The sequence below is a fragment of the Chloroflexota bacterium genome, assembly GCA_013152435.1.
GTDB lineage: Bacteria > Chloroflexota > Anaerolineae > DUEN01 > DUEN01 > DUEN01.
The window spans coordinates 1-15692 of sequence record JAADGJ010000007.1; the positions used below are offsets into that span (position 1 = coordinate 1).

At 64.6% G+C, this 15692-nt stretch carries 9 protein-coding genes; 1 reads left to right on the forward strand and 8 read right to left on the reverse strand.

Annotated elements, in window-relative coordinates:
* Positions 1-18: 18 nt before the first annotated feature.
* The 3 genes from GXP39_00620 to GXP39_00630 form a co-directional block, all read right to left on the reverse strand.
* Positions 19-3093: an alpha-mannosidase gene (locus GXP39_00620; GenBank protein NOZ26540.1), complete on the reverse strand. Its 3075-nt coding sequence runs from the start codon at positions 3091-3093 to the stop codon at positions 19-21.
* A 53-nt stretch (positions 3094-3146) separates the two neighbouring features.
* On the reverse strand, positions 3147-4655 hold the full coding sequence (locus GXP39_00625) for a sulfatase-like hydrolase/transferase (GenBank protein NOZ26541.1): 1509 nt from the start codon (positions 4653-4655) through the stop codon (positions 3147-3149).
* Between the two features lie 100 nt (positions 4656-4755).
* The gene (locus GXP39_00630; GenBank protein ID NOZ26542.1) at positions 4756-6261 is read right to left on the reverse strand and encodes an NAD(P)/FAD-dependent oxidoreductase; all 1506 of its coding nucleotides are present in this window, start codon (positions 6259-6261) and stop codon (positions 4756-4758) included.
* Positions 6262-6870: 609 nt separating this feature from the next.
* On the opposite strand from GXP39_00630, the gene GXP39_00635 reads away from it, so the two are divergent.
* Positions 6871-7464 (forward strand): hypothetical protein, encoded by a 594-nt coding sequence (locus tag GXP39_00635; GenBank protein NOZ26543.1) that lies wholly within the window; start codon positions 6871-6873, stop codon positions 7462-7464.
* Positions 7465-7550: 86 nt separating this feature from the next.
* Here GXP39_00635 and GXP39_00640 read toward each other — a convergent pair whose 3' ends face one another.
* The 5 genes from GXP39_00640 to GXP39_00660 form a co-directional block, all read right to left on the reverse strand.
* On the reverse strand, positions 7551-9923 hold the full coding sequence (locus tag GXP39_00640) for an alpha-L-rhamnosidase (GenBank protein ID NOZ26544.1): 2373 nt from the start codon (positions 9921-9923) through the stop codon (positions 7551-7553).
* Positions 9924-10247: 324 nt separating this feature from the next.
* The gene (locus GXP39_00645; protein ID NOZ26545.1) at positions 10248-10523 is read right to left on the reverse strand and encodes a hypothetical protein; all 276 of its coding nucleotides are present in this window, start codon (positions 10521-10523) and stop codon (positions 10248-10250) included.
* Positions 10520-12349, reverse strand: a complete 1830-nt coding sequence (locus GXP39_00650; protein ID NOZ26546.1) for a hypothetical protein — start codon at positions 12347-12349, stop codon at positions 10520-10522. The genes GXP39_00645 and GXP39_00650 overlap by 4 nt, the downstream gene beginning before the upstream one ends.
* A 161-nt stretch (positions 12350-12510) precedes the next feature.
* Positions 12511-14001, reverse strand: coding sequence for a sulfatase-like hydrolase/transferase (locus tag GXP39_00655; protein NOZ26547.1), 1491 nt, complete (start codon positions 13999-14001; stop codon positions 12511-12513).
* 12 nt (positions 14002-14013) lie between these two features.
* Positions 14014-15405: a sulfatase gene (locus GXP39_00660; protein ID NOZ26548.1), complete on the reverse strand. Its 1392-nt coding sequence runs from the start codon at positions 15403-15405 to the stop codon at positions 14014-14016.
* Positions 15406-15692: the final 287 nt, after the last annotated feature.

Genomic DNA, 15692 nt, shown 5'->3' on the forward strand with positions numbered 1-15692 from the left:
GGCGCTGGGGGCGAGGGCTCACCCCATCCGCAACCGTACGGTCTTCACCTCGAATGTCCGGAAATCCAGCGGGATTTGGCCATCACCGCACGGCAGCTCGCCTTGCACATTCTCCAGCATGTCCGTGGCGAACGCCTGCGACACCGGCAATGTCGTGGTCAGCGTGCAGCGGGTGGCCGTCCGCTTCGCCTCGTACAGGCGCACGATCACGTCACCCGAGCCGTCCTCGGCCAGCTTCACCGTCTCCACGATCACGTTGGGCGCGTCCACGGAGAAGAGCGAGCGCTCGCCCGCCGCGCCCGGCACCGTCCGCGCGAGGACGTTGAGCTCATATGCCTCCCGCACGACCCCGCTCTCCGCGAAGCTGCCGTTCCAGGCGTAGAAGGCGTAGGTGAACTCCTGCATGCCCCTGTCCGCCGTCATGTCCGGCGCCAGGGCCGACTTCAGCAGCGTCAGGTTGATGCTGTTCCCCAGCACGTTTACGCCGTACTTGCAGTCGTTGAGCACGGCGAAGCCCCGATTCTCCTCCGCCAGTGCCGTCCACTTGTGGTTCACCACCTCGAACCGATCGGCGTCGAAGACCCGGGACCGATGCGTCGGCCGCCGGATGTGCCCGAACTGGATCTCGTGGATGGCCTCGTCGGCGTGGAAGTCCACCGGGAAGGCCACTTTGAGCAGCTTGTGACGCTCCTGCCAGTCGATGACCGTGTGAAAGTCCACCCGCCGGCTGCCCCGCCGCAGGGTGACCTCCTGCGTCATCTGGGACTGATGCAGCCTGCGCGTGATCCGCAGCGTCGCCACCAACGGCCCTGCCGTCACCACCTCGATCGAGGCCGGCTCGTCCAGCTCCACGGGCGTGAGCTCATACATGCTGTCGATGTCCCAGGCGTCGAAGCGGGTGGGGACATCCTTGTACATCCGGAACTGGTTGCACACCCCCGCCGCCAGCTCCCGCCCGGCCTCCTTGTCGAAGATGCTGACGATCTCGCCGCGATCGTTGAACTCGATCCGCAGGAACTCGTTCTCCAGCGCCCGATCCGTAGCCGTCACGCCACCCTCGACGAGGATAGCGGTAGCTTCATCGGTGAGCTGAAGCGTCGTCCAGCCGCAGGACGGCACCCGGGCCTCCACGATCGCCTTGCCGTCCACGATCTGGACGGGCAACGCCTCGCCGGAAGCGCTTACGGCCCCGCGTGCCCCTTCGGGTAGCGTCACCAGCGCCGTGCGCTCCCAGGACAGGGAGTTGAAGACGGTCACGGCCTGGGCGTCCTCGGCGATCTGCGACGCGGCCGCGTTCGCCACGCGCTCCGCCGTCTCGATCACCCGCTGGTAGGCGGCCTCGGCCTCCTCGTACACCCGATGGATGGACGAGCCCGGCAGGATGTCGTGGAACTGGTTCAACAGCACGGCGCGCCAGGCTTCCTCGATCTCCTGGGCGGGGAATGCGTATCCGGCCAGCGCCTGCGCGACCGCGCCCCACATCTCCGCCTCCCGTAGCGCCAGCTCGCTCTTGCGGTTTCCCCGCTTCGTTTTAGCCTGCGAGGTGTACGTCCCCCGGTGCGCCTGGAAGTACAGCTCGCCCACGTAGCGAGCGTTCGGGATGCCGCGCGCCTCCTGATCCCGGAAGAACTCGATGGGCGAGGCCATACGCACCCGGGGCACGCCCTCCAAGTCTTGCTCCCGGCGGATGAACTCCAGATGGTTGCGGGTGGGACCGCCGCCGCCGTCGCCCCAGCCGAAGGGTAACAGCCGGGTGGCGATGCCGTCCTTTTGGACCCGCTCGTTCCAGTGCTGGATGACGATGTCTGGGGCCGTGTGCGAGTTGTAGTTCTTGTACAGGTGTGCCAGCACCTCTGATCCGTCGATCCCCTCCCAGATGAAGGTGTTGTAGGGGAACATCTCGCCGCCGTTATAGTTCCAGAAGATCTTGGCCGAGGCGAAGTACTGGATGCCGCAGCCACGCATGATCTGGGGCAGCGCGCCCGAGTAGCCGAACACGTCGGGCATCCATAGGAGCTCGCTCTCGACGCCGAATTCCTCCCGGAAGAAGCGCCTGCCGTGCATGAACTGTCGGATCAGGCTCTCGCCGCTGGGGATGTTCGTGTCCGCCTCGACCCACATGCCGCCCTCGGGGATGATGTTCCCGGCCGCTATCGCCTCCTTCACGCGCTCGTACAGATCAGGGTAGCGACGTTTCACCATCCAGTAGAGGTGCGGCTGGCTCTGGAGGTACTTATACTCCGGATACTCCTCGATCAGCTTCAGCTGGGTCGCCAGCGTGCGGGCGGCCTTGCGTTCCGTCTCGGCCAGCGGCCACAGCCACGCCACGTCGAGATGGGCATGGCCGCACGCGAACATGGTCGGCATGGTCGAGCCATTGACGCACTCCATTAGCGGCTTGAGCCGCTCGCGAGCCTCCCGGATGGTCGCCATCATCTCGTCGTGGGGCAGCTCGAAGTCGGCGATGAGGGTGAAGTCACGCAGCCCCTGGTCGATCTCGGCGACGCGCAAGGAGTCCGGATCCAGGCTACTGCGCAGCCGATAGAGCGTCTCCACGTCGATGAGGAGCTGGTAGACGTCCTCTTCCCAGATGCCGAAGGTGGTCTCGCCCACCTCCACCTGCGTCGGGCCCGGCTCGGGCACGGTCTCCCGGTCGGGAGGTGTGGGGCCGGCGTGAGAGACACGGGGACCGTGCCCCGCGTACGACTCCACCAGGATCTCGTATCGTGTTCCCGAGACGCCGCTCATGGTGAGCGTGACCTCATGATGTCGGCGGTCCCGCGCCCCGAAGGGCTCACCGTTCACAAAGATGAGGCTCTCGCCGCCTACGTCCACCCGGAGGGCGATCCGCTTTCCCTCCGCCTCCTCGGGTAATATCAGCTCGCCCTTGAACCAGCCGTACTCCCACTTGGCGCCCCACTTCGTGCCCGGTGGCATGGGCTGGAAATCGCGTTGCAGCGCCTCCTGGGGCGTCAGCTGCTCCAGCGTGGTGAAGCCTTGCATCTCGATGGTGCCCAGCGGCCGATAGAGGTGTTTCGGCAGCTCATCCTTCCAGGCTTCAATCCGGCGAGTCCATTCGGGTGTCAATGCCATGGGAAGACCTCCGTTTGCGTGTTGCGTATTGCGTGTTGCGTGTTGCGTACCATTCACCCAATCCGTCCGTAGAACCAACGCTTATTATCCAGGCGGTTGCCGTCCTCGTCGATGTACCACCAGTCGTCGGCGAACGCTTTGCGGCCTCGCCCGGGAACGCCCGCCAGGTCCAGCTGTCCCTTCCCGGTGACGGGCTCCCGGACGCCGTCCACCCGGGGGTCCACGTAGCGCAGGAACCAACCCTCCAGCTCCGCCTTCAGCTCCTCCGCACGAGCCCGATACCTCTCGTCATCGATGAGGTTGCGCTCCTCGCCCGGATCGTTCACCAGATCGTATAGCTCGTGGGGGCCGTACGGGTAGCGGTGGACGTACTTCCATTCACGGGTGCGGATCATGCGCACCGGGCCGTATTCATCGAAGACGACCACGTGCTCCCGTTCGTTCAGGGGCTCTCCCCGGAGGAGCGGGGCGAAGCTCCTTCCCGGGAGCATCTCGGCTTCGGGGTTCTCCAGTCCCAGGTACTCCAACAGCGTGGGCATGAGGTCGTAATGGCTCAGCAGGTGTGCATCCACCACACCCTCGGGCACGTGCCCCGGCCGGGAGATGATCATCGGGACCTTGACGGAGGTATCGTACATGTTCATAGGGAACGTGCCGTTTCCCTTTCCCCAGATGCCATGGTGCCCCATGTTCATACCATTGTCGCTGGTGAAGATGACGAGCGTGTTACCCAGGACGCCCATCTCCTCCAGCTTGTCCAGGAGCTGACCCACCCCGTAGTCTAGCCCCGTGATGGCGGCGAAGTACCCGCTCAACAGCTCGTGCCGTCTGGCGCCTCGCCCCTTGGGCGCGCTGTTGATCTGCCAGGGATGTCCTCCGGGCACGATGGGACAGGTGTGAAACTCGCAATCTGCATACAGGGCGATCAGTTCCTCCGGGTGCTGTCCCCGATCCCACGGGGAGTGGGGTGCTGTGTAGTGGACGCTGAGGTAGAACGGCGCGTCCGTCTCCGCCTGAGCGTCCAGGAACTTCAACCCTCCCTCGGTGATCACATCGGTGAGATAACGGGGATCTCGCTCCAGTTCGCCGTCCCGGATCATGTAGGCGTTGTAGTAGTTCCCGCCTCCCCAGGGGAAGACATGCCAATAGGAGAACCCCTTCTGGGGGGTCAGGCTGTCGCCCAGGTGCCACTTGCCGCTGATGCCACAGACGTAGCCGGCCTCCGCCAGGAAGTCCGTGTAGGCGCGCAGCCCGGCCAGATATTCAATGGAGCGGTCGTCGTCCCGATTCGGCTCCAGCCCGGTCGCATCCATACATCCCTTGCGGATCCAGTCGTGGACCCCATGCTGCGAGGGGATACGCCCCGTTAGAATGGACGCCCGGGCGGGCGAGCACACCGGCGAGGCGCAGAAGAAGTTCTCGAAGCGGATCCCGTGGGCCGCGAGGCGATCCAGGTTCGGCGTGTAGATCTCCTCGTTGCCCGCGCAGTGCATCGCCCAATATCCCTGGTCATCCGTCAGGATGAAGAGGATATTGGGGAAACGTGGGTCTTTGCCAGGCATGGTATCCTCCTGCCAATGCGCATTCCTCCTGATGCTATGTCAGTCGTGTCGTGCGAACTCGACGGATGGTCGGTGATCGCGTGGTCCCCGATCACCTGGCTTACGCATCATCGGCGATGGTGGTCACGAAGCGCCTTCGTTCCTGGTGACAGATCAGCTGGATCACGTTCCGTCCGGAGTAGATGGCGATGGGCACGCCGCCGCCCGGCTCCACCCATTGCCCGGCCATGTAGAAGTTCGCAAGACCCGGCAGGGTCTTGGGCACGTGGACCTGAAACATCCGTGGGGTCATCAGCCAGCCTTCATATGCCCCCCGGTAATTGCGGGTGTAGCGCCAGAAGGTGTACGGCGTGGCGACGTCGGTCATCTCCACCTGCGCGGAGATGCCAGGATAGCGGCCCTCCAGCCAGCGGAGGATCTCGTCGGCCACGCGCTTTTTCTCCGCCCTGTAGCGCTCCCGATCCCGACGCGCCGTATCCCACCAGTCGAAATCGGTCTCGATGAGCACTTGAAGGACGGTTTTGCCCGGCGGGGCCAGGGAGGCATCATAGTTGAAGATGCGTAACTCGAAGGCGTCCACATCTTGCCCTGCGATGCGCAGGGGCTGTTTGACCCGGATCGCGTTGGCGGGCGGCTCATTCGGAAACGATCGCGCCACGCCGAAGCTGGCCAGGATCAATGGGCGGAAGAGCGGCCAGTTCGTGTAGCGCTCACGGATCGGATCGTCGACGTATCGGCCCTCCAGCATCTCGAAGATCGTGTTGTAGCCATCGGCGGCCGAGATGACGATGTCCGCTCGGTGTTCGGAGCCGTCGGCCAGCCGCACCCCGACCGCCCGATCGTCCTCCACCAGGATCCTCTCCACGCAGGCGCGGTAGACGATCTCCCCGCCCAGCGACCGATAGTGCCGGGCGATGGCCTCCGAGAAGCGCAGCGAGCCGCCCTCGACCACGGCCAGCTCGTCCTCCGCCAGCTGCCCCAGGACCATGAGGAGGAAGGAGAACGGCATCTCAGGGAGGAACAGGTGCGTGATCGCCCATCGCAGGAAGGGATGCTGAAACCGCTCGGCGAACTCGGCCACGGAGAGGTTGTTATACTGACCGAAATATCGGAGTGCCTTCCGGATGGACCACATCTGCCGCAGGGTGTCCAAACGCCCTTGCAGCTCCGGCGCCTTGCGCATGTCGATCTTGATGCCTCGCATGGCGTGTGCCCCGCGGATCATCTCGTCGATGGCGTCGCCGTCCTGGGGCGAGATCGCCTTCAGATCGTGAGCGAGGCGGTCGAGGTCTCGGGTGAATGCGACGCTGAGGCCGGATCGCTCATCCAGCGCCCGGGTGAAGCAGTCCAACGGAAGCAGCCGATTGCCCGTGAGTGCTCCGACCTCGCGATAGAACTGATAGAACGACTGTCCCGGCTTGCATCCCATCAGCCAGTGGATGCACCCGTCGATGGTATAGCCTTTGCGCTCCCAGGCCGTACAGACGCCTCCCGGCAACGTGTGCTGTTCGAAGATGCGCGTCCGATACCCGTTCATCTGGGCGTAGCATCCGGCGGATAGGCCGGCCAGCCCCGCGCCGATGATGATGATCGATCGATCAGACATGAGCGAACCTCCGCGTCCCCTTTAACGCCGTCACAACGATGTGCTCAAGCCATACCCGCCCATCTTCGGAAGCCGCCCCCGGATTTCGTCGCCCCGGCACGCGCGGGTGCCTCCGGGTGGGCCGCAGACTCGCCCGCCGGGAGGCGATCTGGCTCCTCGCGAGAGTACCGGCTGGCTGTCAGCTTACTCGAGGCGATGAGCTTCGTCAACTTATATGCGAACAGCGGACCACTCCACATGGCCCTTCTCTTGGCACTCCACGCTGGGCTTTCAATCCCTTTTTCGCCATCTATGGGGAAACCACAAAAGGGTTGACATACGTGTTATCCCTCTGCTAGAATTGCAGACAAGAGATATACCACACTCCTCGCGCACTCACGGAAGCCACGGTAGCTGACAGCGGTCAGCGTTGCCCGCTCTGCTCGTGTTCACTGACTCCTCGATGGAACGAAGACTCTCGGCAGGTTACCCCCACCTTGGGCTCCGCTGCTGCGCCCCGTGTTCGCTGTGCGCAGGAGTCCGCTCGTCTCGCGTGCCATCTGGCGCGAAGGGCAGCTTCTTGGAATGAGGCGGGAAGCCCGCAGTAGATTAAAGAAAGGGGTTCGTACGATGAACACGCGAAAACTGATCGGTGTCGTTCTGGCTACCCAGATCGTGACTCTGGTGGCGGCAGCAGCCCTGTTGGGGTTTATACCCGGCGTGAGTGCCCGAGTGGCGGCGGCCGACAGTGTGCGGCATTTTTCATTGCTGGCCGAAACGATGCGGCCGATCGACTCGAGTATCGGCTATGACAACACTATGGCGTTCCTCAAGACCATTCAGGATTCTACGATTTCACCTCCAACATCCTATATCGGGCAGCTCGATCTGCCGGATGGAGCCAGGATCGTCCGTGTAAAGTGCTTCGGCCTGGATAGCGATCCGAATGGTGAGTTCTACTTCCGACTCTACCGATACAGCCTTCAGAGTGACCCGGTTTGGTCACCAGTGACCGGCTTTGCCTCTTCCGGTGTTGCCTTCAGCGGTGGCAAAGTGGTCCTGGAGGCCACTGTCGATCCTGACAAGGCTATAGTCGATAACGCCGAATTCAGCTACGGCATCTTTCTCGTGCTGCCCAAGGCCCGATCGGGTGATTTGGGGGTATTGCGCTGTGTAGTGGATACCACCTACGCGATCTCGCTTCCGCTTGTGCAGCAACCCTGAGCCGATCGGTGGGGTGCTTGGGTCTACGAACGCAACATCTGCTTCTAGAGGCTGGTGGGCTCATCTGCGGAACGTATGCCACGTGCCTATAGCGCGTTTCGTCCCTCCGACAGGACGCGCTCCCGGCCGCCCCATGCGAGCACGCCGTTTACGCCCTCGGGCAGGCGGATCGTGCCTTTTAGCGCGCCATCCTCGACCCGAAGATCCGCCTCGATCTCTCCCAGGGGGTGCACCAACGTCCCCCGCGCCCAGGTCAGCGGCCCCAACTGCGGCTCGATTCGCACCGTGCGAAAGCCCATCTCCGCCGGACGGATCCCCAGGATCGAGGCGAAGTAGTGATAGATGGGGTGTGCTCCCCACGCGTGGCAATCCGATCGGCTGGGCTCTGGATGCTCCACCGTCGTCTTGAATCCCAGCCTCTTCAGCTCGAGCCACAGGCCGAGCCGATCCAGCAGCGCGTCAATGCGCCCCAACAGCCGGTAGGTCTCGAAGAGGTAGTGGGTGAAATAGATGGTGGTGCGGTCCAGGCCGGGGTCATGCAGGAGGCCGTAGGCCACCCGTTCACGCGTTTCCGCATCGAGCTGCCCGCTCAGCACGGCCAGGCATTGGGTATGCTCGGAGAAGTGCTGCCTGGCCAGATCGTCGGCGAGAAGCCCCCGGTCCTCGTCCCAGAAGGCTGCAACCGCCCGTTGGGCCATCTCGTGAGCCAGCCGGCGGGCCCGGGCGCCCAATTCCGGTTCGCCTGCCCATCCCTCCAGCTCGGCCGCCATGGTCAGGACCCAGACGAACTGCCAGTTGATGACACCGCTGACGCCGAACTCGCCATCGGGGGGGATTCCCCACCGCCAGGCGGGCACCCAGTCCATGTAGTTCCACCCGTTGGGCGCCTGGATCAGGCCATCATCGTTCCGGAAGGAGAGGAACCGGTCGATGACGGAGCGCACGCCGGGCATCAGCTCCTGGATGAAGGGGCGGTCGCCACGCCACAGCGCGTAATCGTATACCATCGCCACCCACCACAGCGAGAACGGTGGGATGACCTGCGTCACCCGGCTGGGATAACGGGACTGGGTGAGCCCTGATGGTCTCCGGGAGACGTCGAACATGCGCAGCGCCTTGCGCGGCAGGCGGTCGTCCCGCGTCGTGACGTAGGTCGTGAGCGCCTCCAGACGCGTGTCCCCGACGTACATCAACTGCTCGTAGTAGGGGCAGTCCATGTACGTCTCGTGGGAGCACATCTGCAGCGCCCGGAAGGCGATGGGGATCACCTCCGCCAGGCGGGGATCGCTGGCCTCGAATGCGCTCTCCATCTCCAGCGGATAGCGGGTCTCCCGCAGCCTGTAGTCTTCGATGGTCAACGGCTCATCGGCCGTCTGCACCAGCATCTCGATGTAGCGCCCCGCCTGCCACCACAGCGTGTCGAACCGGCGGCGACTCCCGCCATCGGGCTTGAAGGCATCCCCCACGCCGAAGAAGTACTTGCCCTCGATCTCGTCCCGGTTCCCCTTGGTGCGGGCCTTCGGCTCGTGGAACAGAGATTCGGCCCAGAGGATGCGGATCGAGGCGCCTCGCCCGCCGGACGTGATCACCTCTGGGTAGGCGCAGTAGTAGTCCTCCAGGTCGATGATCACGCGCCGCCTGGTGTGCGCCGGGATCGTGATGGGCTCGCCTCGGAGGAGTTGTCCCCACGCCCCGGCCTCGTCGGCCAGATGCTCCTCAGCGCGCACGGGAATGGCCCGGGTGTCTGCCGAGGGCACATCCGCCACGAAGCGGACCGTCCCCGCGCGCCGCTCGGCCTCCAGCATGGGCGGCAGGGTTGCTGGCTTCATCAGGTGGATGGGCGGGAACTCGTTGCGGATGAAGCCGTTCGCCCCCGCGTCCAACGCCTCGACCGGCCGCCAGCCGTCTCCTTCGCCGTGTTCGAAGCCCCACGGGAAGCGTGATCCGTCGAGGATCAGGTTGGCGCCGGTGCCCCACGCCGGCGATGGATCGACGAACTCGTATCCGTCCAGCACCTTGGCCTCCCAGGGCGCGACGCCTGTGCCCAGGAGCTGGATGAACGCCTCGCCCTCGGGCGAGAGGATGAAGCCGGGGTAGACGGTCATCTGGGCGTAGGGCGCCATCTTCCCTAGCGACCACACCCGGGCGACGAGCACATGCTCGCCGGGCGTGAGGTGGAGATCGTAGGTCTCATAGAACCAGTTGTTTGCGTCGCCCCGCTCGCTGCCACGGCCGATCCGTTGGCCGTCCAGGAAGAGCTCATAGCGCTCGTCAGCGCTGACGTGGACGCGAACGGTTGCCTCATGGTCGATGGTGAACCGGCGGCGATAGGCGATGACGAAGGGGGGATGTCCCGCATCCGGGCAACGCACCCAGGCGCAGGGCCAGATGCCTCGCTGGATCCAGGGCTTACCGGCGTCGAGGTGGGGATAAGGATCGCGATCGATCAGCACGCGCATGGTGTCCTCCGGTGGTCGGCGAGAAGCAAGGAGCGGATCGCAGATGGCCAGTAGCAAGGCCAGCTTACTAAAGCGGGCGGATTTCGTCAACCCGATGATGAGGACGCGTGACGATGCGTCGCGTCGGCGAGATCCTGTTGTTCCTGCCGTGGGGAGGCCAGAGGAAGAGGACTGAGGTAGCCTCCCGCTCGGGAGGGGCCGGGGCAGGGGCGATTCATGAATCACCCCTGCCCACAGGTAGGCGGCGGCAGATAAATCCCCCGCCTGGGAGAAGGCCCATAGGAGGCGCCATTCATGCAGCGCTGCTCACAGAGAGGATCAATCCTATCCCCGTAGAATCATGGGGAGGTAGGTGTCGCGTATCGAGGAGGTGCCGCTCCAGAAGCCGCCGATGAGCGTATAGGAGCCGCCGCTGAGCGTGCCCGCGTCCGGCTGGCCGATGGCGCTGCCCAACATGTAAGGGCCGCCGGCGCTGAAGCCGCCACCTTCCACCGTCCACCACGAAAGCTCGAAGCCGCCTCCCGATTGAGCGAAGGCCAGGGCGGGCGACAACAGGAGCGCGAGCAGGCACAAACCGTAAAACGCCCGGCGTGTGCTCATCGGCTTCCTCCCCTTCGGCGATCGATCCAAAGCAGCGCCCCGGCCAGGGCCAGCACGCTCGCCCCGGGGAGCAGCCCATAATCTGGGCTCTGACCCGGCGATGCCCGATCTTCCAGGGTGCTCAGCCGTGCTTCTATCTCCTCCACACGATCGCGTAAGGCTGCGTTCTCCCGCTCCAGCGCTCGCACACGCCCCTCCAGGGCTTTGTTGCGATCGTAGAGCCCTTGAATGGCCGCCAGGGCTACGCCGTCGGCGTCGATGGTGCCGATATAGGCGTCGTCTTCGCCCAGGCCGAACGCCGCATAGAAGTCCTGGGCCATCGGCCCCATGTGTCGGATGCTGTCGTCCTGGCTCTTGTAATTCCAGGTGCTGATGGGCAGCCAGGCCACCTTCTCCAGCACATCCTCCCGATCGACGGGGACTACGTTCTCCTTCATGTTCCGGTCGCTCAGGGAGCGCCAGGACCCCGACCCGGTGGACAGAAACACCCCTGCGGTGCGGCTGGCGTTGGTATAGATGAGGAACCCACCGCTGGAGCGGAACACGGTTTGATTGGTCTTGTTGCAGATCACGTCGTCGTCCGTCGAGTCCCCCCAGATGAAGCAGCCATCCCGATAGGCCTTAGCCCGGCGCCCGGCGGCGAAGGCATATTTCCCCGCGGCTACATTCAGGCTGCCACCCGGCACGGTGGCGTACTCCTTGCTCGCGATGTTTCCTCCTCCGCCGCCGATGGTCGCGCGAGAGCCGTCAGCCTTGTTGTTGTCGCCTCCGCCGACCGTGGCACGGAAGCCCGCGATGTTGTTGAACCCTCCACCGATGGTGGCAAGGTACCCAGTGGCCTCGTTTTGCTCGCCTCCGCTGATGGTGGCGCGGCCCCCGCTGGCGGTGTTACGCCAGCCGCCGCCGATGGTGGCATAGGAGGCCGTGGAGGCGATGACGTTTCCGAGCCCTCCGCCGATGGTGGAGGCCGCTGCCAGGGCCTGATTGCTCTCGGTGTGAACCCCATCGTATCCGCCGCCGCCGATGAAGGAGCCGATGCCATCCGCCGTGTTGTTCTTTCCCCCGCCTACGGTGGAGAGGTAGCCACTGGCCGTGTTGCCTGAGCCACCGCTTACCGTGGCATCCCAGCCGCCGGCCGTGTTGTGATCACCTCCCCCCACGGTGGCGTTGGGGAAGCTGGCCTCGTTATGGTCGCCCCCGCCGATGACGGATGACACGCCGCTGGCCGTGTTGGCGAACCCTCCGCTCACGGTGGCATAGCTCCCTGTTACAGAGTTGGGAGCGTCCTTCTTCCCGCCACCGCCGATGGTGGCGCCCACCACGCCGGCGTCGACGCCGTTGTCCCTGTACCCGCCGATGACGTTGGGGCTCGTGTCGTTTTGCCGGGTCCGCAGCCCTGGCAGGGCCAGAGCGTAGGGCGTGGGAGTCAGCGCCTGGCGGGGATGGAGGGGGGTGAACGCCCCGGTGCTGTCGCCCGGCCGCACGCCGACCTCCAGCCATAGCGCTGAGCCATCGAATACATCGCCGAAATCGAGCAGCACGGTGAAAAGCCCGTCGCTGACGACGACATCGTTTTTGACGATCGAGCTGCCCACCGCATTCCCACCGCTCGCGGCGTCGTACAGGCGGAATTGGAGGTCGTACGTCCCGCTCGCTGGCCTTCCACCGTCGAGCAGCCGCCCCTGATAAGTGAAAGATGTTCCCAAGAGGGAAGGGGCGCTGCTTTCCCCCAAGGGGCTCCGTCCCTGAACGGGGATCGCTCTTACTCCTACCAGAAGCAGGACCACCATCACGAGGAGACTCCAATGGGAGAGTATCCGTCTCATAGGGCATCCTCCTTGCATGGATAGGATTGGAGAGGCTTCGTCTCCATGCTCTCGCACCTTTCCTGCGTGGGTGCGTCGTTCTGCGATGGGGCGTCTAGCCCTGCAAGGTTCGCCTTCGGTGGCCCTCATTCCCCAGCTGAGTTCCTTTTTCGGGAGGGGGTCTACCGAGGGGTGGGATACGAGTGGCTGACGATCTTCCGCTCAAAGTAGGCCAACATGCGCTGGCGGTGATCGTCATGGGGATCGGGCACGTTGGGCCGGTCGATGCACGGGGCCTGCTCGTCCAGATAGGTGGGGGGCACCGCGTCGAACATCAGCCACCGGGCCAACGCGTCGAGGTGCTCCCGGACGAGCGGTTGGTAGGTGGGATCGTGAAAGCGGTTCGTCAGCTCCAACGGATCCCGCTCCAGGTCGAAGAAGAGGCACTGGTCGGGGTCATGGGACAGGATCAGCTTGTGCGTGCGCGAGCGCGCCATGTACACCTGTCCCCGGCGATCCTCGGCGAAGATCATGGGGCGATCGGCCGTCGGATCGGCCAGATCGAGCCCTTTCATGCATTCCGGCGGCTCGATGTGCGCCTGTCGCAGGATCGTCGGGGACAGATCGATGTTGCTCACCAGCGCATCGCGGGCCGTACCGGCTCCCTGGTTGCCGGGGAACTTGATCAGCAGTGGGACCCGCATCAGCGGCTCGTACATGTGGCCGCCCTTCAGGATCATGTGGTGGAAGCCCATGTAATCGCCGTGGTCGCTGGTGAAGAGGATCATCGTGTCGTCGTATAGCCCTTTCCGCTTCAGCAGATCGATCATGCGGCCGACGTGGTGATCGATCTGGCTGATGGTGGCATAGTAATGGGCGGTGATGCGCCGGATCGCAGGCTCGGTCAGCTCATGGTTGGGGAAGTAGCCAGCATGGTAGGCTCGATCACAATCGGGCTCGGCATCCAGCCACCCGGGCAGCGGATCGATCTTCTCTGGATCATACATCCGTGCCCACGGCTCCGGCGGGTCGAACGGGTGGTGCGGCTTGATGAAGCCCACCATCAGCAGATTGCCCGAGTCGGTCCATCCCTCCAGCGTCTCCATGGCCCGATCGGCGATCCATGTGGTGGAGTGCCATTCCTCGGGCAGATCCGACGGCTGAGCGCCGAAGGTCTCCCAGTACCGGGCGGGGGCCCGCCGCCGGAACTCGGCGCGCTGGTCGATGAGGTCGAGGGCGTCGATGAGCCCGTGGGCCATGAGCGCCCGGTGGTAATCGTCGTCCAGGCGGCCATCGCCATCCTGCTCGGCCAGCTCCATCTCCTCGAAGCCGACGTCCAGATAGGTGGGGGTGAAGTGCATCTTGCCCACCGCCTTCGTCCGGTAGCCGGCTTGCCGCAGAAGCCGGGGAAAGGTTGGGATCCCCGGCGCCAGCGTACTGTGGTTCGTCCATCCCCCGTGCTGGTGCGCGTAGAGCCCCGCCAGAAGCGAGTAACGGGACGGCGTGCAGACCGGGTAGGGGCAGAAGCTGTTGTCGAATCGCACCGCGTCGGCGGCCAGTCGGTCCAGGTGCGGCGTGTGGATTTGCGGATTCCCATAGAATCCCAGGCAATCCCAGCGGTGCTCATCGGTGTGGATCAGCAGGATGTTGGGGTGTGTCGCCGGGCGGGTCACGGTGGTCTTCTCCTAACTGGCCATGTATCGCTCGCGCTCCAGCCAGACCTCAGTCAATCCCAGATGTTCGATCAGTTGGGGGCCGGGGAGGAAGGGATCGTGGGTCCGCTCCAGCCAGGCGCTCAGCTGTTGTCTCAGTTCATCGGCCACGTGCCGATAGTCGGGATGGTTCACCAGGTTGCGGGTCTGATATGGGTCGGCCTCGTTGTCGAACAGCAGCCAGGGGATCCGTCCCGGCCTCTCGACGTAGGTATACCGTCGTGTGCGCACACCGCGCCACTCGGTCATATGCTGCCGTTTTGCCTCGTCAAAGCAGATGTAGTTGGCGATGAGGACGGACTCCGGCGATGGCGCTCCGGCCTGGCCGAGCAACGCCGCCGAGAGATCCTGCCCCTCCTGCCCGCTGGGGAGATCCCAGCCCATCAGCCCGGCCAGCGTGGGCAGGATGTCCACCGTGCCTACGAGGGCATCACACACTCGGCCGGCGGGCAGCACACCGGGCCATCGGATCAGGAACGGGACGGAGATGGACTCCTCGTAGGGCGCCTGTTTCTTCATCCATCCATGCGACCAGAGCATGTCGCCGTGGTCGGACGTGAACACGACGATGGTGTCCTCGGCCAAACCCAACGCGTCGAGCCGATCCAGCAGGCGCGCCAGTTGATCATCCAGGGCGGTGATCGCCGCATAGTAGTCGGCGATGGTGCGTCGGCAGTCCAGGCCTGCGGCCAGCGGGTTGTCGGCATCCGGTTGGGCATTGGGTCGCAGCGTCAGAGCCGTCGGATCGTACATGGCGCGGTACGTCTCGGGCACCTGATCGTAAGGATCGTGCGGTGGGCCCCAGGAGAGCACCAGGCAGAACGGCTCGGCTGCGTCTCGCTGTTCATCCAGGAACGCCAGCGCCAGATCCGTCTGGACCTCGGGCTCGTAGCCATCCACCTCGACCACCTGCGGCGTGTCCCGGTAGTATTTGGGATGGAAGTAGTCGTGGGTGCAGTTGTAGGCGGCCCAGAAGTCGAAGCCGCTGCGTCGGGGGCCGGGCGGGGTGAATTTGGTGCGAGGCACGCCATCCAGATGCCACTTGCCGATGTAGGCGGTGCGATAGCCGTGGTCTCGGGCGATGGTGCCCAGCGATGGCAGATGGGAGGGCAGAGGGAGATCGTTGCCCGGCACCCGGTTCGTCGTCGGGTAGGTGCCGGTCAGCAGGATGGCCCGATTGGGGCTGCACACCGGCGATGTGGCGAAGCAGCGCGTCAGGCGCACGCCCTGCTTGGCCAGACGGTCCATGGCCGGCGTGCGTACATCGGGATTGCCTGCGCATCCCATATCCATCCCCCGCATCTGATCGGCGAACACCAGCAGCAGGTTGGGAAGGGGGCGTTTCGTGGATCCGGATCGACTCACGGCGATTCTCCTCGGGTGCTCTCTCTGTCGTCTGTTGCCGCGCGTGGGCTATCGGTACGAGGTTATCGACATTGTACTCCTGTCTGGGCAAAAGGGAAAGGGGAGGGGCCCAGGGCTTTTTCAAAGTCAGTGGTGGAAATCGGGGTGGTAGGAACACCCGCGTGTCGCCCGACGCAAGAGATTCCCCTGATCATCGACCGAGGGAAACGGCCCTCATCCCCCAAACCCCCTTCTCCCGAGCCCGGGAGAAGGGGGCTCAACGGTGGGTGGTGCGGCGGCGCAGCGGA

Bases quoted from the DNA above. Each gene is read 5' to 3' on its own strand.
- GXP39_00620 (NOZ26540.1), bottom strand. From the start codon at position 3,093: ATGGCATTGACACCCGAATGGACTCGCCGGATTGAAGCCTGGAAGGAT.
- GXP39_00625 (NOZ26541.1), bottom strand. From the start codon at position 4,655: ATGCCTGGCAAAGACCCACGTTTCCCCAATATCCTCTTCATCCTGACG.
- GXP39_00630 (NOZ26542.1), bottom strand. From the start codon at position 6,261: ATGTCTGATCGATCGATCATCATCATCGGCGCGGGGCTGGCCGGCCTA.
- GXP39_00635 (NOZ26543.1), top strand. From the start codon at position 6,871: ATGAACACGCGAAAACTGATCGGTGTCGTTCTGGCTACCCAGATCGTG.
- GXP39_00640 (NOZ26544.1), bottom strand. From the start codon at position 9,923: ATGCGCGTGCTGATCGATCGCGATCCTTATCCCCACCTCGACGCCGGT.
- GXP39_00645 (NOZ26545.1), bottom strand. From the start codon at position 10,523: ATGAGCACACGCCGGGCGTTTTACGGTTTGTGCCTGCTCGCGCTCCTG.
- GXP39_00650 (NOZ26546.1), bottom strand. From the start codon at position 12,349: ATGAGACGGATACTCTCCCATTGGAGTCTCCTCGTGATGGTGGTCCTG.